General features: G+C 34.5%; 15 protein-coding genes. 11 read left to right on the forward strand and 4 right to left on the reverse strand.

What is annotated here, in order from left to right:
- The first annotated feature begins 41 nt into the window (after nt 1-41).
- Entirely contained in the window at nt 42-1,040 is a 999-nt protein-coding gene (locus ACECE_RS0201350; protein WP_010243482.1) for a M15 family metallopeptidase, read from the forward strand.
- 10 nt (nt 1,041-1,050) lie between these two features.
- Here the strand turns inward: ACECE_RS0201350 and ACECE_RS0201355 are convergent, their stop codons facing one another.
- Nucleotides 1,051-1,842: a YdcF family protein gene (locus ACECE_RS0201355; RefSeq protein ID WP_010243484.1), complete on the reverse strand. Its 792-nt coding sequence runs from the start codon at nt 1,840-1,842 to the stop codon at nt 1,051-1,053.
- A 213-nt stretch (nt 1,843-2,055) separates the two neighbouring features.
- Between ACECE_RS0201355 and ACECE_RS0201360 the strand changes: the two genes are divergently transcribed.
- The 3 genes from ACECE_RS0201360 (at nt 2,056) to ACECE_RS0201370 (ending at nt 8,257) form a co-directional block, all read left to right on the forward strand.
- A complete protein-coding gene (locus ACECE_RS0201360; RefSeq protein ID WP_010243486.1) occupies nt 2,056-3,681 on the forward strand; it encodes an MBL fold metallo-hydrolase RNA specificity domain-containing protein in 1,626 nt (541 codons plus the stop codon).
- Nucleotides 3,682-3,718: 37 nt separating this feature from the next.
- Nucleotides 3,719-5,860 (forward strand): methyl-accepting chemotaxis protein, encoded by a 2,142-nt coding sequence (locus ACECE_RS0201365; protein ID WP_010243488.1) that lies wholly within the window; start codon nt 3,719-3,721, stop codon nt 5,858-5,860.
- Between the two features lie 288 nt (nt 5,861-6,148).
- Nucleotides 6,149-8,257: a methyl-accepting chemotaxis protein gene (locus ACECE_RS0201370; protein ID WP_010243490.1), complete on the forward strand. Its 2,109-nt coding sequence runs from the start codon at nt 6,149-6,151 to the stop codon at nt 8,255-8,257.
- A gap of 498 nt (nt 8,258-8,755) precedes the next feature.
- Here the strand turns inward: ACECE_RS0201370 and ACECE_RS0201375 are convergent, their stop codons facing one another.
- Entirely contained in the window at nt 8,756-10,189 is a 1,434-nt protein-coding gene (locus ACECE_RS0201375) for an ISNCY family transposase (protein ID WP_010243494.1), read from the reverse strand.
- 162 nt (nt 10,190-10,351) lie between these two features.
- Here ACECE_RS0201375 and iorA point away from each other — a divergent pair, with 162 nt between their 5' ends.
- From iorA to ACECE_RS0201400, 5 genes are all read left to right on the forward strand, one after another.
- A complete protein-coding gene (gene iorA, locus ACECE_RS0201380; RefSeq protein WP_010243497.1) occupies nt 10,352-12,088 on the forward strand; it encodes an indolepyruvate ferredoxin oxidoreductase subunit alpha in 1,737 nt (578 codons plus the stop codon).
- Between the two features lie 3 nt (nt 12,089-12,091).
- Nucleotides 12,092-12,661: an indolepyruvate oxidoreductase subunit beta gene (locus ACECE_RS0201385; protein ID WP_010243498.1), complete on the forward strand. Its 570-nt coding sequence runs from the start codon at nt 12,092-12,094 to the stop codon at nt 12,659-12,661.
- A gap of 124 nt (nt 12,662-12,785) precedes the next feature.
- Nucleotides 12,786-14,090 (forward strand): phenylacetate--CoA ligase family protein, encoded by a 1,305-nt coding sequence (locus tag ACECE_RS0201390; protein WP_010243499.1) that lies wholly within the window; start codon nt 12,786-12,788, stop codon nt 14,088-14,090.
- Nucleotides 14,091-14,162: 72 nt separating this feature from the next.
- The gene (locus ACECE_RS0201395; RefSeq protein ID WP_010243500.1) at nt 14,163-14,594 is read left to right on the forward strand and encodes an ACT domain-containing protein; all 432 of its coding nucleotides are present in this window, start codon (nt 14,163-14,165) and stop codon (nt 14,592-14,594) included.
- A gap of 209 nt (nt 14,595-14,803) precedes the next feature.
- Nucleotides 14,804-16,096 (forward strand): replication-associated recombination protein A, encoded by a 1,293-nt coding sequence (locus ACECE_RS0201400; RefSeq protein ID WP_026073657.1) that lies wholly within the window; start codon nt 14,804-14,806, stop codon nt 16,094-16,096.
- A 147-nt stretch (nt 16,097-16,243) separates the two neighbouring features.
- Here the strand turns inward: ACECE_RS0201400 and ACECE_RS0201405 are convergent, their stop codons facing one another.
- Nucleotides 16,244-16,534 (reverse strand): hypothetical protein, encoded by a 291-nt coding sequence (locus ACECE_RS0201405; protein WP_010243502.1) that lies wholly within the window; start codon nt 16,532-16,534, stop codon nt 16,244-16,246.
- Nucleotides 16,535-16,847: 313 nt separating this feature from the next.
- Here ACECE_RS0201405 and ACECE_RS0201410 point away from each other — a divergent pair, with 313 nt between their 5' ends.
- On the forward strand, nt 16,848-17,708 hold the full coding sequence (locus tag ACECE_RS0201410; protein WP_010243503.1) for a phosphoribosyltransferase: 861 nt from the start codon (nt 16,848-16,850) through the stop codon (nt 17,706-17,708).
- 122 nt (nt 17,709-17,830) lie between these two features.
- On the opposite strand, the gene ACECE_RS28920 is transcribed toward ACECE_RS0201410, so the two are convergent.
- Entirely contained in the window at nt 17,831-21,931 is a 4,101-nt protein-coding gene (locus ACECE_RS28920) for a S8 family peptidase (RefSeq protein WP_010243504.1), read from the reverse strand.
- A gap of 433 nt (nt 21,932-22,364) precedes the next feature.
- Between ACECE_RS28920 and ACECE_RS31595 the strand changes: the two genes are divergently transcribed.
- Nucleotides 22,365-24,383, forward strand: coding sequence for a dockerin type I domain-containing protein (locus ACECE_RS31595; RefSeq protein ID WP_010243505.1), 2,019 nt, complete (start codon nt 22,365-22,367; stop codon nt 24,381-24,383).
- The last annotated feature ends 99 nt before the right edge of the window (nt 24,384-24,482 follow it).

The following is a 24,482-nucleotide window of genomic DNA, read 5'->3' on the forward strand; positions in this document are numbered from 1 at the left end:
AGCGTGGTTCCAAGATTTTGTTAAATATGGGGGTATATAGAGTGAGAAGACTTACCTTTATGATTTTTATATTGCTTATACTTTCAGGCTGTGTTAGCAATAACAGAACTAATGAAAGTGAGTTTAAGCCCATTGAAGATACCCGTGAAAATATACCTATAAGCTCTGGAGAAGAAAGTGAAGCAGGCCATGATATGCAAGTTCCCCAAATGGATACATATGAGATAACAATGAGAAGGGATTTGTTATGCCTAATGATGGCCTATCCGGAGTTTATTTCTGGTATTGAAAGAGGAAGCAACGATGAAGTATATGTAGTAATGAAATCAGGGCAAAAGATTTTGTACGATGACAAAAAGCAGAAAACGTACGATCAAAAGTTTGTTAATGCAGACTTGCAGGATACTATGGAACTGCTTTACCCACTGTCGGATATTTCGAAATTGATGGAAGAAAACTGTGACCCCGGCAGAATTAGGTCATATACATTTCTGAAGGAAGTATACGGCGGATCTAGACAACAAATAGAGAAAAGTTTAAAAGGTGTCAGAATAGGTGGGCAGGTATGTTCGTTTAACAGGAACAACGGTGCGGCTGAAGGACTTGAAAAGGCTGCTAAAGAAATTATCGTATTGGCGGAAGACAGAAACAATATATACTCAAGTGTTTTTCCTGTAAACGGAACCTACAACTACCGGGTTATTGCAGGTACAGGACAATTAAGTCCGCATGCTTTTGGGATAGCTATTGACTTTAAAAGTGATAAAAGGGATTACTGGAAATGGGCAAATAGGGAGCTTGGACAGCAGAGACTAAATGAGTACCCAAGAGAAGTTGTCAGCGCCATGGAAGAAAAAAATTTCATTTGGGGTGGTAAGTGGGCGCACTTTGACATATTGCATTTTGAGTACAGACCTGAACTCATTATTAAAGCCCGAAATTATGTTAAAGAGTTTGAAACGGGAGAAGCATGGTATTATGGTTTTCCTTTAGAGGGTGCCGATGTAAAAAGCTATATTGAAATTATAGATAAAATTTGACGGCACCCATTTATAATCTTAGCATTATGTCGACTATAAGAGATTTAAATACTGCAAAATATTCTCTGATTACGCAATTCGGAAAGACGCCTATCCATGTTTTTGAAGGTATTCCGTATGGCGTAAATCCGTTGAAGGATGCTAGGATTTTCGATCTTAGCATATGAAAATCACTTGTGATTACCATTACCTTATAATTACTTTTTCCGGTTTGTTTCTCAAGTATTTGTTTGGTGTATTTAAAATTTTCCATTGTGCTTGTTGCTTCTGATTCTACTATGATTTTATCTTCAGGGATATTGTTCTGAAGAAGGTAATTACACATGGCTTCACCTTCAGAAATAGTTTCGCCAAAGCCTTTTCCACCTGTTACAACTACTTTTAAATCAGGATGTTCTTTTAGAAACTCTATGCCTTTGTCCAATCTGAATTGTAAAGTCTTACTCAATTCACCTCCTTTTACTCCTCCGCCAAGAATAATTACATAATCAACATCAGTATAGTTGTCAGCCCTAACAGTAGCAAATATCAGCCCTTCGATCAAAATGAATGAAATTATAAATGCTGATATACCAATTTTTATTGATCTTCTTAAAAATATGTTTTGTATTTTGGATATACTGAATTTACCCTTTAATTTAAGCAAACTATAGATAGTAAGAACAGTGCCAGCCAATAGCGTAAAAATTAAACCAAAATTGATGACAGAGCCTATTGCTAATAATATAACAACATCAAGTACTCCAAAAATGCCTATAATCAGGCAAAGGTATGTTATTGCTTTATCGAAAAAATGCCTCATAAATACGACTCCCTTAAATATTTAAAGTTAAAAAACTCCTTATACATTATAACTCATATATGTCGTTATGAAAGTAAAATAAAGAATATTTAATAGAAATTTAATTATATTAAAATCTACTTAATAAATGAACAGGCTGGAGGAGATAAAAAAGGAATTATAATTTTTTTGTCGAATTAATTATTTAATTTAGAGAAATGTGGGGTGCTTAATATGAAAATAACATTTTTAGGGGCTGCAAAAACAGTCACAGGTTCATGTTACCTGGTTGAAACCCAAAGTACAAAATTTTTGGTTGACTGCGGCTTATTTCAAGGTCATGTAAAAGAAGATGCACTTAATGCCGAAGATTTTCCGATCAATCCGTCGGAATTGGATTATATATTCCTTACACATGCTCATATTGACCATAGTGGAAGAATTCCTAAAATATACATCGAAGGTTTTAAAGGAGAAATATATGCAACAAAGGCAACTGCTGAATTGTGTGCTATAATGCTTCCTGACTGCGGGCATATACAGGAATTTGAAAACGAATGGCAGAACAAAAAGAGATTGAGAGCAGGTAAGCCTCCAGTTGAGCCAATTTATACATACCAGGATGCTCTGGACTGTATTAGCCTTTTCAAAAAAGTAAACTATGGAGAAGCAATAAAGATAAACGATGAAATAAAAGTAAAGTTTAATGATGCAGGGCATATTTTAGGATCTGCTATTATTGAGTTCTGGATTCAGGAGAAGGGCAAGGAAACAAAAGTTGTATTTTCAGGTGACCTGGGCAACAAGGGTATGCCTATATTAAAAGATCCTTCCATTATCGAAGGTGCAGACTATCTGGTAATTGAGTCAACATATGGCAACAGATTACATAAAGATAATGGTAATAGATTTGAAGATTTTGTCGATATAATTAATGAAACTATAAATAATGGCGGAAATGTAGTAATTCCTTCCTTTTCTGTAGGCAGAACACAGGAAGTGATATATGAACTGAATAAAGAAAAAGAGAAATATGATGAAAAGTTAAAGAAATTGTTCAGCACTCCTGTTTTTGTAGACAGTCCATTGGCAATATCAGCCACGGAGGTATTTAGAAACAACCTTGATTGTTATGATGAGGAAGCACGTGAGTATATAGACAATGGAGACAACCCCTTGGACTTCCCGGGATTACAGTTTACAAGATCAGCTGAGGAATCGAGAGCTCTAAATGAGAGAACGGACAGTGCGATAATAATTTCAGCAAGCGGGATGTGTGAAGCCGGAAGGATTAAGCATCATCTCAAACATAATTTGTGGAGAAAGGAATCAACTATATTATTTGTAGGTTACCAAGCGCAGGGGACCCTTGGAAGGAAACTTGTGGATGGAGCAAAAAGGGTAAAAATCTTTGGTGAGGACATATCTGTTAATGCTCGCATAGAAATGCTTGAAGGATTCTCTGGACATGCCGATAAAAACGGATTGCTCGAATGGTTAGGCGGATTTAACAAGAAACCTTCTAAAGTTTTCATAGTACATGGTGAAGAAGAGTCAATGATTGAGTTCTCAAGTGAAATAAAAAATAAGTTTAACATAGAGACAATAATTCCTGAAAAAGGCGAGAGTTTTATAATAACTGCCGATAAGGTTCTTGAAGCCAGTGAAAAGGTTAAGTCAGCAATATCGTTTAAACGTCTTGCAGTTATTGATGTACTTGAAACCTTAAAGGAAGAAATTGATGAACTGTCAGAAGTTCTTATGAATGATTTGAAGAAGGAGAAGTCTGATGTTGAAGTAGATGAGATTAGAGCAAGGCTTAAGAATATAGAAAAATCCATAGTAGATACGTTAAGGTAGTTAATTGTGTATTAGCTCCAATAAAGGAGGAAATTGCATGCTGAAGAATATGAAGATAAGCTTTAAGATTACGGCTTTAACCGTTGTAATTATAGTGTCTTTATCAATTTCATTTTTTGTGGCTTTTAAAGTTATTCAATCTACTTTGTTGGAGCAGAACTCACAAGGAACTTATGAAGTAATAAATCAGACTGCTAATAATTTGGAGATTATACTAAAAAACGTTGACAACTTGGCAATGGAGATAAGCAGAGATGATGAAATTGGACAAAAAATGGCTGAATTGGATGCTGCAAAGGATGAAGCTGAGACTAGCAGGCATCAATCCGAAATAAAGGTTTTATTAAGCAATTATGTAGTTACAAACATAGACATTGACTGTGCTCTTATTGTTACACCTAAATATAATACGATTACTTCCGGACAGACAGCAGTGAGAGATAGTTTTGATATGGAAAAATCATCTACACTAAAAACTTATATAGATAGTGGTTCTAAATCTATGTGGTTTGATACCCATGCTCAGGATATAGATATTAATGGAAGTACAGTGCCTTTGGGTAGCAGGATAATAACACTCGGAAAAAGTGTTTATACAACAACAAGTTTAAAGAGTGTGGGAACATTGTTTCTGTTTATAAAAGAATCAACTATAGCTAATGTAGTTAAAGAAGTTAACCTCACTAATAAAGGTTTGTTTTACATTGTTGGTGATGATGGAAATCTGGTATACAATCAGAATAATTTAGAGCATGGGGGACTTTTATTAAAAGATATTAGTACACCTGAAAACAAGGCCTTTCGATATATATCTGAAAATGTATTTAACAATATTAAGCAGGAAGGTAAGGAAAATGATGAGAATGGGGAAAATCAGAATATATCTGATAAAAATATACTTACGGAATTGGTAAACGCTAAGAAATGTGTAATTACTCACGCAACAGTAGATAATATATCTAAAACACAGCTTGGGTGGACTTTTGTATCTGTAACAAATACCGAAGATATTTTTTCAAATATCAACAAAATTATACAGCAGATTGTAATTCTTAGTATAATATGCATGGTTATCGGATTATTGCTTGCATTTCTTATAACCAGAGACATTACAAAGGCATTTAAGAAATTAATGGGCAAAATGGATGAGGTTAAGAAGGGAAACCTGAATATTGAGTTTAAATTTGATAGGAAAGATGAAATAGGTTATTTGGAAAGAAGCTTTGAAAATATGGTTAAGAGTTTGAAAGAACTTGTTAACAAAGTCAGAAGTGCATCTTATATTTCTATTGACTCTTCACAGACACTTTCTGCTTCATGTGAAGAAAACTATGCCTCCATTGAAGAACTCAATTCTCTTTTACAAATGCTTACAGATGATTTTCATAAACAATCCGGTAATGTAGTTTTAGGAAAGAATGAAGTTGGTGTAATTAAAGAAAAAATTGGCAGGGCGAAAGGTAATATCGAAATTACGGATCAAATTATTATTAAATCAAAGCAGCTCAGTGATTTGAATAAAAACTCCGTATCCTTACTATATAATATGTCTGATAACATTAAAAAAGCCATGGACAATATAAGTATGGAGTTTAAAGAGCTTATTATTGCATCTTCTGAAATTGGTAAAATAACGCAGGCTATAACAAGAATTTCAGATCAGACAAAACTTTTGGCATTAAATGCTTCAATCGAATCTGCAAAAGCAGGAGTTTATGGCAAAAGCTTTGCTCTTGTAGCTGAAGAAATCAAGAAACTTTCAATACAGTCCAAGGAGTTTGTTTCTAGTATCGATTTAAAGGTAAAAAATATAGTAGGGAAAATCGAAAAAGCAGGAACTTCTGTAACATCATTAAATGGAGTTGTAAAGGAGAGCGAAAGTACTATTACAAGTGTGGTAGACAGTTTTGATAATAACCTTAGCTTCCTAAATAATATTGTCAGTCAAATAGAAAATATAAAAGAATCAATAAACTCTATTGAAACTTCAGGAAATGATATTATAACAATAATCGAGAGCATAAGTGGAAGTATAGAATTGGACATAGATTATATAGATAATATTAATACAACTACAAATGAGCAATTCAAAATGGTTGAACAACTGGTTGAAAAATCGGAAGAACTGCTTTATATTGCACATGACCTTGAAGATGTGGTAAACAGTTTTCACGTATAATTTATTCAGAAATCATTTATTAATAGACATAAAAGTTTAATTAAAGCAAAGAGATGCCTGACAATCATTCAAAAAGAAAACAGGCATTTTTGCTTTCTAAACACTATATTCATGGTGTGCTTTTGATATTACTGGCTGAAGTTTTTGGCTGCATAGATTTATATTAGGTGATTTATTCAATTCTGTTGATTCTGCTAATTCTGTTAATTATGTTAATTGACATGAGTATTTTGTCGATATAATTAGTGAAGTTCTGATTGTGAGAAATCTCTTCAAAGGAGGAACTACATGATAAAGAATTTTAAAATAAGTTTTAAGATTACTGCTTTAACTATTATAATTATAGTTTCCTTATCAATTGCATTTATAGTTGCCTTTAAAGTTATTCAAGATACATTGTTGGACGTAAACTCGAAAGGAACTTACGAAGTAGTCAATCAAACTACAAATAACCTTGAAAATGTACTTGAAGAAATAGAAGAACTTGCAGTAAAAATGAGCAAGGATGATGAAATAGCACAAAGAGCTGTGAAAATGGATGCTGCAAAAGATGTAGCAGAAGCAAATAGATATCAAGGTGAAATAAAACTTTTGTTAGATAATTATGTGAGTTCAAATATGGATATTGAGGCTGCTGTTGTCATTACACCAAAAAACAATACTGCTGCTTCAGGTCAGCAATCAGTGGCAAGCGAGCAAGTAGTGAAAGATATACCTACCATAAAAAACTTTCGGGATAGTAAGTCTAAATCTATGTGGCTTAGTACCTATTTTCAGGATATGGATCTGCCAGGAGGCAGGGCATCTGATAAGGTTATTACACTCATAAAGAGTATGTATTCATCAACAAGTTTAAACAGTATTGGAACATTGGTTTTATATATGAGAGAATCACTGATAGGTAATGAAATTAATGAAGTCAGTCTTACCAATAAAGGGGAATTTTATGTTGTAGGTGAAAGGGACAATCTTGCATATAATGTAAATGATATAGGTAATAATGCCAATATTTTAAAATTTATTAGTGAAGCTGAAACAAAAAAATTTAGATATGTTTCCGAAGATACACTTAACAAGATTAAGCAGGCAAACCAGGATGGTTCTGGTGAAAACGTATTTAGGGAAATAGTAAACGGTGAAGAGTGCGTGGTTACTTATTCAAAAATAGATAAAGTAGCAGGTACACCATTAGGATGGACAATTATATCAGTAACTAAGACTGCGGATATTTTTGAAAATATTAATAAAATAATGCGGCAGGTTATAATTCTATCTATAGTATGTATGATTATTGGGTTATTAGCAGCATTTTATATAAGCCGGGACATTACAAAGGCGTTTAAGAAATTAATGGGTAAAATGGATGAGGTTAAGAAGGGAAACCTGGATATTGAGTTCAAACTTGATAGAAAAGATGAGATTGGTTATCTGGAAAGAAGCTTTGAAAATATGGTTAGGAGCTTGAAAGAACTTATTAGCAAAATAAGAAGTGCATCTACTATTTCTATTGACTCTTCACAGACACTTTCTGCTTCATGTGAAGAAAACTATGCATCTATTGAAGAACTCAATTCCCTTTTACAAATACTAACAGAAGATTTCCATAAACAATCCGGTAATATAGTTTTAGGAAAGAATGAAGTTGGCGAAATTAAAGAAAAGATTGGCAGGACGAAAAGTAATATCGAAATTACCGACGAAATTATTATTAAATCAAGGCAGCTCAGCGATTTGAATAAAAACTCCGTATCCTTACTATACAATATGTCTGATAACATTAAAAAAGCCATGGACAATATAAGTATGGAGTTTAAAGAGCTTATTATTGCATCTTCTGAAATCGGTAAAATAACGCAGTCTATAACAAGAATTTCAGATCAGACAAAACTTTTAGCATTAAATGCCTCAATCGAATCTGCAAAAGCAGGAGTTTATGGCAAAAGCTTTGCTCTTGTAGCTGAAGAAATAAAGAAACTTTCTGTGCAATCCAAGGAGTTTGTTTCAAATATTGATATAAAGGTAAAAAATATAGTAGGAAAGATTGAAAAAGCAGGAACTTCTGTAACTTCGTTAAATGGAGTTGTAAAGGAGAGCGAAAGTACTATTACAAGTGTGGTAGACAGTTTTGATAATAACCTCAGCTTCCTAAATAATATTGTCAGTCAAATAGAAAATATAAAAGATTCAATAAACTCTATTGAAACTTCAGGAAATGATATTATAACAATAATAGAGAGCATAAGTGGAAGTATAGAATCGGACATAGATTATATAGATAATATTAATACTACTACAAGTGATCAGTTAAAAATGGTTGAACAATTAGTTAAAAAATCTGAAGAACTGAGCAGTATCGCCTATGATCTTGAAGGTGTAGTTAATAATTTCCAGATGTAAGATTTCTTTTTTCAAAACAGAAAATTTATACAAAAAAATGCCTGAAAATAGAAAGGGCATTTTTTTTAATGCCTAAGTTATATTTTTAGTATTCCTAAGGAATTTGCAAAATGTTTTTAAAAGCGATAAAATGAATAGGAACCTTGAAGCAATGAAAGCTAGGCCTATTAAGGTCAAGTAAGGCTGGAATGTGAAATTATAACCGAAGTTAAATTTTCAGCATTCCTGAGTATAATTAATAATTGACAATAGGTGCTTTATATTTGATAATATTAATAATGCATTGTTAAATACACTTATTGTTTATAAATATATAGGCATTTGCAAAATGACTTAAAAAATCAGATGTAAAAAGTTAGAAGAGATGTAAAATGGACTTTGATAACTTAAGAGGGATATATGTTAGTGATTTGACTGAAAAACCAGAACCTTGTTGATGAAATTACAGCACAAATAAGCTTATGTATAAGACATAAGTTTCAAGAGTAAGTTAGTAAATCAAGCGATTAAAGGTTTTAAACTACGTATATACTTGTGCTCATGAATTTTATCTGCAAGTATTACAGTAATTAGTTGTGTGATACCTGCGAGATATAAATCTGCTTTAATAGTTAGGTTGTCTCTTGTTTTAAGATTACCACAGGCCATAGGCTCCTTAAGGTATTGAATGTTTTTTTCTACTACAGTCCTAATTTTGTAGTCAGAAATCCATTCGTCAGAGCCTCTAATCACACCTGGATACATGCGTTTATCCATGGCAGGAGATGTGAAGGTTACACGACCGCAAGGCTTGCCATTACAGGGGTTATCACAAGAAGTAACCCATTTACCTTTAATTAGTTTTGCCTGTGGGCACCGCCATTTGAATCTTTCGATTCTTCCTTCTTCTCGGCTCCAGCCATTTGGTTTCATTGGTACAGAAGAATCTTTAGAGCAAAGTGGCCAACCATCATCATTGTATTTAATAGGCGGAAGATTAGGGTTTGAATTTCTGGAATTCAAAGGTATTAGAGCCCTTTGAAACTTGAGTTCATCTAAGAGCAATGTGTAGGTATCGCACGTATCAAAAATAGAATCACCAAGGAAAGTGCTTGGTTTAAAATCCGGGTGAAGAGTAAAGAAGTCTGCAAATACTGGTTTAAGGGATTTGGAATCACTAATAGATTTATCTTCGTCTGGAGAATCCGATTTTTTCTCAATGTGCATTTCAGGATGTTTCTTTTTGAAGTCACTATCCAAAAAGGCAATATGTCTTGGAATGCCGAGGCCGTTGGTGATAATGCCAAACTTGTAGACATAGCAGAAGTAGCCGTTTATGTAGAGTTGCTTGATTTCTTTGTTTGCAGAGGCTGAAGAAGGCATAAGGCTATAAGCCATTTTATATACATCGACATCAGGCTTGTCCTTGTAGAAAGCCTTGAGTTTTTTTATGATAGAATTTATGAACTTTGGGTTATTCTCAGTTACAAAGGTTTCAATACCTGAAGTATCATAAGCGATAGTGGATGCAAGAGTAGTGTTAATTTCCTGGCAAATAGGTTCTGTAATATCTACAAGGTGGTTAAAGAAGTTTTCCAGGTAAATAACGAAATCTTGTTTGAACCGTGTAAACTGAGAGTTATGAGGGACGTCTGGAAGGCCACAGAATTCACGGGCTTCATGGCATAAATTAAGAAAAATAATGAGTAGCGAAACTGTAGGAATGCCAAGAATTTTCTGCAGAACTAATGCTGAAAGCATTGAAGAGAGTGAATATTTACGGTCTCTCCCTAGAGTTTTGTGGTAAGACCAATAAAAATCCTGTGGTATAAGCGAAGATAAATCAAGATGTTGTGAGAGTAGCTTAAGAAATTTTGGCTTATTATTTTGAAAAACATCTTTACATTCTTCGAATGTGTCAGCAAAAGAAATTTGTTTATAAAGTTTTACCATTTGTTTTCCCCTTCTCTTGTTTAAAATTGGATTAGATACCTATATTTTACTAGAAGCAGAGGGGGAAAACAATAAAAATATCAATTTGAAATGCAGTAAATTCAAGCGTTATAGCATTTCGCAAATAACTAGTTTATAAATATAGTAATGGGGGATATGTTAATGAAGAAACTAATGCTTGGTAATGAGGCTGTCGCCAGAGGAGCTTTTGAAGCCGGTGTAACTGTTGCTGCTGCTTATCCTGGCACACCAAGTACGGAAATAACAGAGAATATAGCAAAATACGATGAAATTTATTCTGAATGGTCACCTAATGAAAAAGTTGCTCTTGAAGTGGCAGTTGGAGCATCTATTGCAGGTGCTAGATCAATATGTTCAATGAAGCATGTAGGACTTAATGTTGCAGCCGATCCTTTGTTTACGGTGTCTTATACGGGAGTCAATGGCGGACTTGTAATAATGGTTGCGGATGATCCAGGTATGCACAGTTCACAGAATGAACAGGACAGTAGGTTTTATGCCAGGGGATCAAAAGTTCCAATGCTTGAGCCTTCAGATAGTCAGGAGTGTAAGGATTTTGTAAAGAAAGCATTTGAAATAAGTGAAAAGTTTGACACTCCGGTTATTGTAAGATTATCTACAAGGGTAGCTCATTCTCAGAGTGTTGTTGAAATATGTGACAGGGGCGACTTCAAGCTCAAGGAATATGTAAAAAACCCTGGAAAATATGTCATGATGCCTGCAATGGCAAAGAAGAGACATGTTGAAGTTGAAAAGAGAATGGCTGAGTTAAGAGAGTTTTCAAATGATAGTGAAGTTAATAAAATTGAATGGGGAAATAAGGATATAGGAGTAATAACCAGTGGTATTGCATATCAGTATGCAAGAGAAGCTTTCGGAGATGTATCTTATCTAAAGCTTGGTATGGTTCATCCTCTTCCGGACAAATTAATTAAAGAATTTGCAAGCCAGGTTAATACGCTTTATGTAATTGAAGAGCTTGAGCCTTTTATAGAAGATTATGTTAAGACGCTTGGCATAAAACCAATAGGAAAAGATATTCTGCCCAAAATGGGTGAGTACAGTGCAAGTCTTTTAGGAGAAAAGGTATTTGGTAAAAAATTAGAACCAGTAGTTGTCAGTAATGAAGAAATACCTGTAAGACCTCCTGTTATGTGTCCTGGATGTCCTCACCGTGGAATGTATTATGTGCTGAAAAAGTTAAAACTGACAGTCAGTGGTGATATTGGTTGTTATACTCTTGGGGCTCTTCCACCAACGCAGAGCATGGATACATGTGTGTGTATGGGGGCCAGTATTGGTGCAGCACATGGTATGGCAAAGGCAAGAGGAGTTGAGTTTGGGAAGAAAACAGTTGCTATTTTAGGTGACTCTACATTTATCCACTCTGGTATAACAGGGCTGATTGATGTAGTATATAACAAGGGAAATTCCACAGTTATTATACTTGATAACTCAATTACAGGTATGACTGGTCATCAGCATAATCCTACAACAGGTTTTACAATCAAGGGAGAGCCGGCAAAGCAGGTAGACCTTGAAAAATTATGTAATGCAATAGGTATAGATAGAGTAAGGATTGCAGATCCGTTTAATATAAAAGAGTTTGAAAAGGTAGTTAAGGAAGAAGTAGAGGCTGAGGAACCGTCGGTTATTATATCGCAAAGACCGTGTGCGCTTCTAAAGCATGTTAAGTTTGAAGGAACACTCAGGATAAACAACGACAAGTGCAAAAAGTGTAAAGTTTGTATGTCAGTTGGATGCCCTGCTATAGTGGACAAAGGTGATCATATAGAGGTAAATGAGGCATTATGTGTGGGCTGTACTCTATGCACCAAGGTGTGTAATTTCGATGCTTTTGAAAAGGCTGGTGAATAAATTATGGAAAAGCTTAATATAATGATAGTAGGAGTAGGTGGACAGGGTACGCTATTGGCAAGCAGAGTTCTTGGAAACGTAGCAATGAAAATGAACCACGATGTTAAAGTTTCTGAAGTTCATGGTATGTCTCAGCGTGGAGGAAGTGTTGTTACCTATGTTAAGATGGGAAAAAAGGTGTATTCACCGATAATCGAGAAGGGTGAAGCTGACATTATTATAGCATTTGAGAGATTGGAAGCTCTAAGGTGGATAGATTATTTAAAACAGGATGGGACACTTATATTAAACGATCAGAGAATTGATCCCATGCCTGTAATAACAGGTAACGCAAAGTATCCTGAAAGTATAGTAGAAAAAATCAAATACAATTTCAAAAATGTTATGGCAATAGATGCTCTCGAAATTGCAAAGCAATGCGGAAATATTAAGGCTGTAAATACTGTTTTGCTTGGACTCTTAGCTAAGTCGACAGCAATAGATAAACAAATTTGGATTGAATCATTGAAGGAAAATGTTCCATCGAAAGCTGTAGAGGTCAATCTAAAAGCTTTTGAAGCGGGATATATGTAATTGAATGTGGCGTAAATATTAAAAAAACTTTTGGGGCTTAATGCCCCTAACATTTTGAAACGGGTATTTTTTCGCAGTTAAGGCTGCGTTGAGAAATTTTTAAAATAACAGGGGGTAGAGAAGTATGCAGTACTGGAATCCCACATTTGAATGTATGTCAAGGGAAGAAATGACGAAAGTTCAGACAGAGAGGCTTATTAATACCGTTAAAAGGGTTTATCACAATGTCCCTTTTTACAGGGAAAAGATGCAGAAGAAAGGTTTAGAGCCTGGAGATATAAAATCTATAGATGATCTGAAAAATTTACCTTTTACCTATAAGCAGGATTTAAGGGATAACTATCCTTACGGACTATTTGCTGCTCCTCTTAGTGAAATTGTGAGGATCCATGCATCATCAGGAACTACTGGCAAACAGACAGTTGTAGGTTACACAAGAAAAGATCTTGATACATGGGCTGAAGTAATGGCTAGAACTTTTACTTGTGCCGGAGCAAATAAGGAATCCATTATTCAGGTTGCATATGGATACGGACTGTTTACAGGAGGATTAGGTGCTCACTATGGAGCTGAAAGAGTTGGAGCATCTGTTATTCCTATATCGGGTGGTAACACAAAGAGACAGCTGCAGTTGATGAAGGATTTTGGCACAACTATTCTTGCATGTACTCCATCCTATGCTCTTTTTATGGCGGAAGAAATGGAAGAGATGGGTTTGAATAAGGAAGAATTAAAGTTAAAAGCTGGTGTATTTGGTGCAGAACCATGGACTGAGAACATGAGAAAAGAGATAGAAGACAGGCTTGGGATTATGGCAATAGATATTTATGGACTGAGTGAAATTATTGGACCCGGAGTTGCAACTGAATGCCACTTAAGGCGTGGAATGCATATAGCAGAGGACCATTTTATTCCTGAAATAATTGATCCTGTGACACAAGAAGTACTTCCTTATGGAACTAAGGGTGAACTTGTATTTACCACAGTGACAAAAGAAGGTTTACCGCTGATAAGATACAGAACTAGAGATATATCTACTCTGAACTATGAGAAATGTGAATGTGGCAGAACATCTGTAAGAATGTCCAAGGTGTCGGGCAGAACTGACGACATGCTTATAATAAGGGGAGTAAATGTATTCCCATCACAGATCGAAAGTGTACTTCTTGAAATAGCTGAAGTTGCACCGCATTATCTTCTTATAGTAGATAGAATTGAGAATCTTGATATTCTTGAAGTTTGGGTTGAAATGAATCAAAATATGTTCTCTGATGAAGTAAAAAGAGTAGAAGAAGTTGAACGCAAAATTAGAAAAGAATTAGATAGTGCAATTGGTATCAATGCAAAAGTAAAATTGGTAGAGCCAAAGACAATAGAAAGAAGTGAAGGAAAGGCAAAACGTGTTATTGATAAACGTAAACTGGTATAAGATTGCGTGTTTTTAAACTGATACTTATTATGAGTTTTAATTGGCAGTACCTAATAAAAGGAGGGGATAGTAATGCTTATAAAACAAATATCTGTATTCCTTGAAAACAAATCTGGAAGATTGGCTGAAGTAACACAGGTTTTAGGGCAAAACAATATTGACATCAGTGCATTGTCGATAGCTGATACAACTGATTTTGGTATTTTGAGGCTTATTGTCAATAACCCTGATAAGGCTGAAAAAGTACTAAAGGATAATGAGTTTACTGTAAGCTCCACAAATGTAATTGCTATAGCAGTGGAAGATAAGCCAGGAGGGCTCTCAAAAGCTTTAAGCCTATTAGATAAGCAGGCTATAGGAATAGAATACATGTATGCCTTTGTTGGGAAAACTTCTGATGAGGCTATGGTTATAATTAGGGTTGATGAGACAGACAAGGCAATAGATGCATTAGTTAAAAGCGGTATTAAGGTATTATCTTCGGAAAGTGTATATAAATTGTAAGATGAGAGTGCATTTTTAACACTCGAATATTTATATTTTGTGATGTAAAAGACTGTGTTAAAAAGCCTTGTGAAATTATTTTTTCATGAGGCTTTTTTGGAATTTGAGAAATTTGTAGAGCAAAAGTTCAATAATGAGATAGAGCTAAATGTCCTCCGAGATTATTGTGAGGATTTTACAAATATATTTTTGTGATAGGGAATGGTTTTATGGATATAAAGAAGGAGCCTTTGGCGTATAGAATGAGGCCGAAAACATTAGAAGAATTTTTTGGTCAGGAGGATATTGTTGGAAGCGGTAAGCTTTTATACAGGATGATTAAAGCTGACAGGATTACATCTGTTATCTTATATGGTCCTCCAGGCACGGGTAAAACATCTCTGGCAAGAATTATTGCAAATACAACGAAGGCTAATTTTGAAAAGTTAAACGCTGTTACAGCTGGAGTTTCAGATATAAAGAGGATTGTAGCAGATACAAGAAACCAGATTCTAAACCCAAGTCAGAAGACTGTACTTTTTGTTGATGAGATACACAGATTTAATAAAGCTCAACAGGATGCATTGTTGCCTTATGTGGAGGACGGTACAATAATTCTAGTTGGAGCTACAACAGAAAATCCTTACTTTGAGGTCAATAAGGCTCTTATATCCAGGTCTTCTGTATTTATGCTAAAACCTTTGGGAATGGGAGCAATAATTTCAATAGTCAAAAATGCACTTCATGACAAGGAAAGAGGCCTTGGTAGTTATGATATCAATATTGATGACGAAACTCTTAATTTTGTTGCCGAATTTTGCAACGGCGATGCCAGAATAGCTTTAAATGCAATTGAACTTGCAGTTTTGACTTCAACAATGGATAGGGACGGGAAAATATTTATTGACATAAAAACTGTTGAAGAATGTATGCAAAAGAGGGTATTGAAGTTTGATAAAACTGGGGAAGGGCATTATGATAATATAAGTGCATTTATTAAGTCAATGAGGGGAAGTGACCCGGATGCAGTGGTTCTTTACCTTGCCAGAGCACTTTATGCAGGGGAAGATCCTATGTTTTTGGCTAGAAGGATAATGATATGCGCTTCTGAAGATGTTGGTACTGCAAACCCTACTGCACTTCAGGTAGCTGTAGCTGCTGCGCAAGCTATACATATGGTAGGAATGCCAGAGGCGAGAATAATTCTTTCTCATGCTGCAATAACCGTAGCTACAAGTCCTAAATCAAATTCGTGCTATACTGCAATCAATAAAGCACTTAGTGATGTAGAAAGTAAAAACACAGGTGAAGTACCTATGCACCTTAGAAATGCAGTAACATCAGGAATGGGAAACTTAGGTTATGGGAAAGGATACAAGTATGCACATGATTTTCCGGGCAATATCGTAGAACAGGAATATCTTCCTAATGAAATGAAAGGTACAATTTACTATAATCCTACTTCAAACGGGTATGAGGTCAAAATAAAAGAGTGGCTTGATAAGAGAAGAAGTAAGTCATAAATTGTAAGTGTTGCTACGTTATGTAAATGTTTGTTAAATAAAAACTCCGGCACATCTCGGAGTTTTTGCTTCTTTTACTTCGTTCGATGGAGGCATAATAGAAAAAGCTATGGTATAATACCATAGCTTTAATAAACTATAAAATAGTTAATCAACTACAGAGATTTTATTGTCCTTAGCAAATTTGATAACTTCTCTCTTATATTGATCGAAGTAGTCCCAATCCATAATTTTAGTCAGTATTATAGATTGCTTGCTGTCTTTGAGTACGAATTCGATTTTCTCCGAAGTTTTCTTTGTAAAAAGCTTCTTTTCGGTATGATAGCCAAGTTTGATTTTCTCAATTTCGTTGTAGCATAAAACTTTTGGCTTACCGCTTTTATCAATGATAGTAAGTGAAGTCCATTCTCTGTCACAAGATACGAGCCTCGTTTTCATTTAAACCACTTCCTCTCCCGATCTAAAAACAAATAAAATAGTTCCAGTAGGTATTTATATATATATTTATGTAGGTGACTTATGTTGGAATAAATTGTATGAAAATTAGTACTTTCTATACATTATATCAAAACTATAAAATAGTTAAAGTGGTTTATGATGGTTTTTGAAAATAATTATTGCACTTTCTAAATAATCTAGTATATTATTAGTAATAGTAATATACTAATACCTTAATTATACCATAATAATGAATAGAAAGAAATAATAAATATATTATTAGTAATTACTTAAGAAAAGGGAGGAACTATTGATGAATATAAATTCAGATAATCTTGTTAAATGGCTTTTTGAAACTAACGCTATAAGGGTATGCCCGCAAAATAAGCCATTTTGGTACACGTCAGGCACTATTGGACCTTATTTTATTAATACTCATTTCCTTTATGGAAGTGAAGAGAAGGCCAACAAACTTTTAAAACTTATTGATGCAGAAAAAGAAAACATCTTCAGCTGTCCAATAAAAGTTCTTGATGAGACACTACAAAATTATGAAAGTGATAAAATATACAGGGCTTTAATTGACCAGATGACAGACTATATCAAATCTAATATAAATATAGATGAGGTGGATTTTATTTCGGGTGGAGAAAGAAGAGATTGGTTTTTTTCTCTTGTCATAGCGAAGCTGCTTAATAAGCCTCATATAACGATATATAAGGATATGACATCAGTGATTTCACAAGATGGAAAAGTGGAGGAAGTCAATAACCTTAATGGAAAAAATGTTCTTCATATTGCAGACCTTATAACAGAAGCTTCAAGTTATGAAAGGGCATGGATTCCTGCAATTTCTAATAAGGGCGGAAATATAAAATGGAGTGTAGTTGTGGTTGACAGAAAGCAGGGAGGAGAAAAAGTATTAAGCAACTATAATGTAAAGTCATTTGCTATGGTAGGGATAGATGTAAACCTGTTTACAAGGGTTTTACATATGGGCATGATAAGTGACAAGCAATTCGAGATGATTGATGAATACATGAAAAATCCAAAAGACTCAATGGCAAGGTTCTTGAAGGAAAATCCAGATTTCATTGAGCAGGCATTAAATTCTGATGATAAAACAAAAGAGCGGGCTAAGCTTATGTTGGAAAAAAACATATACGAGTTATAGGATAATGAGTGTAAGGAATAGTTGAAATATTTCTTCATAAATTGATAAAAAAGATCTCAATGAAAGTTGTCTTTCATTGAGATCTAATATTATACTTAAATAAATTTTAAAACTAAAACATTTTATTTAACTTTAAAAGAAGTTTCAGCAGACTGATTTCCATCAGCGTCTATATCTATAGTCATTTCCAACTTGTAATCTCCACTTTCTGCCCATTCAGGGTTAAGCTTAATTTGTGCTTGTGTATAGAAATTAGGAGATTTTTCAGAGTATATAACATCGCCGAATGAATCCGTGATAGACATTAATGGTGCTCTCAAATCGTAATATGGTACTTCTACATAATCACTTTTATCCAAATCATATACTTTAAGTTGACCATTGTCTTTTCTTAACGCTAAATGTCCTTTTGAAGCTTTAAGATTCTCGGAGAAGTATTCCCATAAACTGCTACCATAGATATTAACAACTCTGTTTCCATATTTGTCAGCTATAACATTTGTAGTCTTTAATGTTTCACCAGCTTTATAGATTGATTTACTTGGAGTTAGTGTTATACTGAAGTCTGTTCCAAAGTTCAAACAAGTAGTAGCACCTGAGAAATCCTTTTGTGTAGTCATCTGGTAGCTATATGTGTTTTCATACTCAGTTTTATCAATCATGGTATCTAAAGTGTATATGCCTTTTGATACTTTAACAGATCCACCCTTTGGCACAATGAGTGTTCCAGCAAAACCTGTTTTTGGATCACTGATAGTACCATAGATGTATGGCAATTCTGAATTTTTATCAAGACTTACTTCAGTAAGGTTAGCAGAATTAAATTCTATTGTCTGTGCAGTATTGGTTTTAAGGCCTACTGCTACATTTTTATTAAATAGAATACGTTCTGAGTAGTAAGTTTCTGGATTGAAGATATCTGTTCCAAAGTTGTATGTACCCTTTGTAAGATAAGCATCATTCATTACTACTCCTATATCCGCATAACCGATAAGATATTGATAAGCTTGTGTAGAAGTAGGTATTGTAAAATAGTAATAACATGGTTGATCAAGTACATTTCCTGTTTCATCTTTTGAAGCAAATTTAATATTTTGTAATGTACTTGCTGCTAAAGTATAATTTGCTGGAGATTTACCATCTTTGATATATACTACAGGTTTATTGTCAGCTGTACCTGATGTAACAATAAATTTATAATTTCCTTTAGGCAATGCAATAAACAGTTCACCGTTTAATAGTTCGCCGCCATTTGAACTGAAGGATTCGCCTGTTGTAGTATTAATTGCTTCTACAAAAGCATTAGTTGCTTTTATTTTACCAGGAAGTTCAAGAGTGAATTTAACTGCATTATTCTTGATTACTCTGTCTACACTAAAAGCTGTTTCTGCTTCAATCAAGTAAGGAAGTTCTACAGATAACTTCAACTTATAGCTTCCTGTAACTAAATTCTGAGGTAATGAGAAGTATAACCAATCAAGGTTGTATTGGCCTTCAGTTATTAATACATTGTTTTTACTGTCAAGGAGTTGCAAGGATGCAGGGGATTTATACTCAATTACTACTGGTTCTTCAGGGATTACAGGCTCTGAAGGATCTTCCATTGCTTTGAATGCAGTATCTGCAGCCTTAAATGCAACCTTGTTGGCACCAGTTTTATATTTGAGTATGTTTTTGCTGGTTAAATATGCAAATGGATCATCGTAAATATAATCCATATACATAAGTCTGTTGCCCTGGCTATCAGTCACAGAAGCGTTTATGTTAGGAGTTTCTCCAGGAACAAATTTAGTTTTGTCCAATCCGATTTTTCCAGTAAAGGTTCCTCCAACAGTAATTGTGTTTTCGCTGTTAGCTTCCAAGTCAACAGTATTGCCTTGGATACCCATATATGCCTTTTGTGCATCTTTTTGGCCATATATATCATAGCTATATGAGTAAGTACCAGGTGTTAAATACATATCAGGTACATTCTTAATATCTTCGAACATAAACCCATTAAGGAAATTTGAGTCCGTTTGACCAACTGAAATAATTGCTTCATTTGGCACAAAACCATGGATGTCTTTATAGGTTAAATCAACCTTTGAAAGGTCTTCAACATCACTATCCATAGGTACATAAAAGTTTCCAGAATCAATTTCAACATCTTTAGTACTAATCATGTATATAGGTTCTTCTGATGATATAGCTTGTTTTTCGTCATCAATGTTTAATCCAATTGCTTCAAAGGAATATGTTCCTGGATTGAGGTATGCATCAAATGAACCATCTGATGTAACCTGAGGGAAATAGAATGGAAAAGTTTGGTTTGAACCCGGCAATTTATAGTACGCATTACAATACTGGAAATCACTGCTTATTCCTGTATCAACAGTAACAGGAAGAAGATCCTTTCCATCTAATTCAACTATGCCTGGTGCAGTAGCTTCTCCTACAAGTGAAGCATATGCTAATTCTTCACCGCCATTATCAAAAGCGTAGTTTGCAATAATAACATAGTCGTTTCCATTTGGCGCAGATGCTCCTGGAATTACTGCAACCCCAGTTTTAGATGTCGATCCAGAATAAACATAGTTATAATAGGTTTCACCATTTTGAGTATATTTATTCCAAACTTCAATATAACCACCGCTAACAGGTACTCCGTCTTGTGTTAATTTTACTCTGAGACCTGTATAAACATTGTTTCTGATGTTAAAATTCATTTCTTTTGAATAGGTTTGATTTTCATTATCATATGCAGTTACTTTAAGTGTATGATTACCATCAGTAAAATTATATGTATCGAGTTCAAAGTTGGTAAACATATTGTTGGAATCATTGTATACAGAACTAACAACAGTATCATCAACGGATAACTCTGTAGTAACAACTTTTTCCGGATAGGTGAATCTTGTCTGTATTTCTAAAAGGTCGAATACAGTCGAATTATCGGAAAGATTCATTATATCCAATCTAGGAGTGATTTCAGTTGTGTTAAGTGCTTTGTTTAAATCTAGAAGACCGTAGCCAAACTTTTCGTCTTTTCCAGCTGCACCCAAATCTTGAGCAGAGTCAGTAAGATACTGTTCAACTTCGATAAGGGAAAGTGATGGATTTTTAGAAATCAAGAGAGCACAGGCAGAAGCTACGAATGGTGTAGCCATTGATGTTCCGTCATAGAATTCATATGTATTATTTGGCAGTGTACTTAGAACGTTTACACCCGGTGCAGCAAGTTCAACGGTAGAACCGTAATTTGAGAAGTATGCAGGATTGTTCTCGATATCTGTAGCAGCTACAGTTATTACCCCAGGTATAGATGCTGGAGAAAAGTCTGCTGCATCCATCGCACTATTTCCAGCAGCTGCAACAACTGCTACGTTTTTTGAAAAAGCGTAATTACATGCTTCAGTAAGAACCGGGCTATCACCATAACCACCAAGACTCATGTTGATTACTCTTGCGCCATTATCAGCAGCGTAATTAATTGCTTGTGCAATAGTAAAGTCATCCCCAGATCCAGCTTCTAAAACTCTCAAAGGCATTATCTTTACAGGTGCTTTTCCAGCGGTTCCTGCAACTCCAATTCCATTATCTGTAGAAGCTGCAATTATTCCTGCTACATGGCTAGCGTGTTCTTCATCTACTGGTCCTGGTGAAGGGTCGTTATCCATATCTACGAAATCATAACCTGCAGTTACTCTATCTTTTAGGTCTTCGTGCATCGAATCAAGTCCTGTATCAATAACCGCTACTACTACTTCATTTAAAGATGAAGTATCGCCAAGTGTAGCCCAAGCTTCCGGTGCATTAATATTTTTAAGACCCCATTGCTCTTCGTATCTTGGATCATTTGGAGCATCTTCAGGAAAATCCAACGCTTTTCTGATATAATTTGGAGCAACATATTCAACGCTGCTGTTTTGCTCAAAAGCTTCTATCTTTTCTGAAAGTTTACTTTCATCAACTTGTACAAGTGCCAAACCACTCTTGTCAGACTTTAAGATCTTACCATTATTTCTGATTATATTACTCTTATTTGCTTTAAGAGTAGCATTATTTTTATACTTTACAATCAGCTGTCCTGGTTTCCTGGGATTGGTTGAATTCATGCTAATTGCTTTATCGAATCTTTTGTTGTTATGCGCTGCTGTTGTACTATTAGCTAATACGTTAAAAGATAGAGCTGAAGTTAACACGCAGGCAATCGTTACTGCTGATATTGCTTTTTTTAACATAGTAATACCCCCTTGTAATTTGATAATGTTTTTTGTTGCAATAACCCGGAAAATAAAATCATATCGATGCCTCAAAAATGCTTGAAGCTTAGGTTTACAACAGTGTTTAGAACACTATTGAAACTAAATTGAAACAGACCACCCCCAGTGATGATATTTACAAATGCTACCAATAGTTCTAATTAATATTACAGCATTAAAATTAGTTTTTCAATAGATTTTTGTCAAAGTTTATAAATTTGTAATAATTAAAATCATAATATGTAGAATGTGGTAGTTTGGCTGGTTTTAGCTGTTTTGCGGAAAATTGAGTTTGTATTTAGAGTTATGGACAAATAAATTCAATATGGTAAAATTAAACTACATCTTAAAATAGAATAATAATGTATTATCAATATTTTATTAGTGGTTGGTTATAATCCGGAGGGGAGAAATGATTGTGAGAAGAGAATTTAAAGTTTGCAGTATTATTTGTCATTTAATATCTGTCGGATGTTTAATGATGGTATTAATGTTCGGTCAGACAGTGTATGCAGGGGATAATGTAGTTTGGGAAAAAAATATGGACATCAGCTTGAATAGGCTGACTGAAATTACATATGGCAAGGGTGTATATATTGTTGTGGATAGTGATGGAGGTATAAGAACATCTACAGATGCAATCAATTGGACAGCAAGAAATCCGGGTGTAAATGCAGGCCTTTACAGTATAGCATGCAATAAAGAGCTATTTGTAGCCGGAGGTATAAACGGTACAATAATTACATCAACAGATGGTATTGAGTGGAAAAGTATAGAACTTGGAGAGATAGAAAAGAAGTATACAATTAGTAAAATTATATGGGATGGAAAGCAGTTTGTAGCTATAGGGGGACAAAATGTATATGGAATTATTATGACTTCACCGGATGGAATTACATGGACAACAAGGATTTCTGAAACGGTGGAGGGATTTAACAGCATAATTTATAATGGAGATATTTATGCAGTTGTCGGTATTGGTGGTAATATTTATACATCAGCTGATGCGATTAGTTGGACAAAAGTACAGAGCGGACTGAATAAGGCTTTAAGTGATATTGCATGGAACGGCGAAAAGTTTGTAGCAGTAAATTTTAAGGGGAATATATTTACATCTGTTGACGGAACACAGTGGACTGTAAATTCAATTGAAAATGCGACTTTTCTTCGCATCATATGGGATGGAAAGCAATTTGTAACATCCTGTATAGATGGAGAGATGTATACATCAACTGATGGAGTGTCATGGACAAAGAATATGATAGGCGAGAATATAAGTTATTGTGATTTTATTTATCATGGTGGACGATATATAGGAATTGATGGTGAAAAAGTATTGAGTTCGGAAGATCTTTTGAACTGGACAATCAACTGCACATTTGGTATAGATGAGAACTTAAGCAGCATAGCGTATAATGGTAAGATATTCGTCATAGCTGGATATGGGAAAGTACTGACTTCCACTGATGGAGAAAATTGGACTTTCAGAGAGACGCTTAGGAAGGAGAGTCCTGTTGATATAGTTTGGGATGGAAAACGTTTTGTGGCTGTTGAAAGTTCTGGAGGTATTATGGTATCTTACGACGGGGAAAATTGGATAGCAGTGCAGTCACCGACATCGACATGTTTTTCAAAAATTGTGGCGAATGAAGAATTATTAATAGCGATTGATACTTCAAGATCAGTATATCGGTCTACAGATGGACTTGAATGGGAATTTGCAGGTAAGATAATTGAGGATAATGATGTTCGTATTAATGATATTTTTTGGGATGGAAGCCGTTTTGTTTTAGTGGGGGCTAAATGTAATTGGGAAGATTATTATTGGGGGTTAGATACTCCCAAAGGAGTATTTGCTACATCTTTAGATGGAACTGAATGGACATTAAATACTTTTGACGATATTCACGGATTTAGTAGTGTTGTATATAACGGAAAAAAATACATTGCTTCGAATGAAAACATTTATGAGCTTACAGATTTGAATACATTGACAATTTTTAAGTCTATAAACCTAAAATCTTACAGCGTATTACTATGGAATAATGATAGGTTATTTGGAATATCAAACGGAAGCGGAAAAGAATCGCTGTTTGCATCAGAAGATGGTAAAACATGGACACCTGTAGCTGCAAGTTATGGTACTCATTTATACGAGTTAGCATTTTATGGTGACAGGTATTTCGCTTTGGGGACTTCAGGAACACTGCTTACAGGAAAAATTGAAGAGTCTGAATACCTAGCGGGTGATATTAATAATGACAAAAATGTAAACAGTATAGATTTTGCATTGTTGAGAAAGTATTTACTGGGAAAGACTTATGAGGTAAATTTAAATAATGCAGATATTAATAAGGATGAAAAAGTAAATTCGTTGGATTTTGCAATCTTAAGAAAGATCTTGCTGGGATATGGAGATAATAAGCAATAGCAAAAGCCAATAGGCGTGGCGTGATAATTATGGATGATTCCGGAAATGGACTTAATGACTTTAATTTACTATTTATTAGATTAAATGAAAAACTGGTAG

This window comes from Acetivibrio cellulolyticus CD2 (genome assembly GCF_000179595.2).
Taxonomy (GTDB): Bacteria; Bacillota; Clostridia; order Acetivibrionales; family Acetivibrionaceae; genus Acetivibrio; species Acetivibrio cellulolyticus.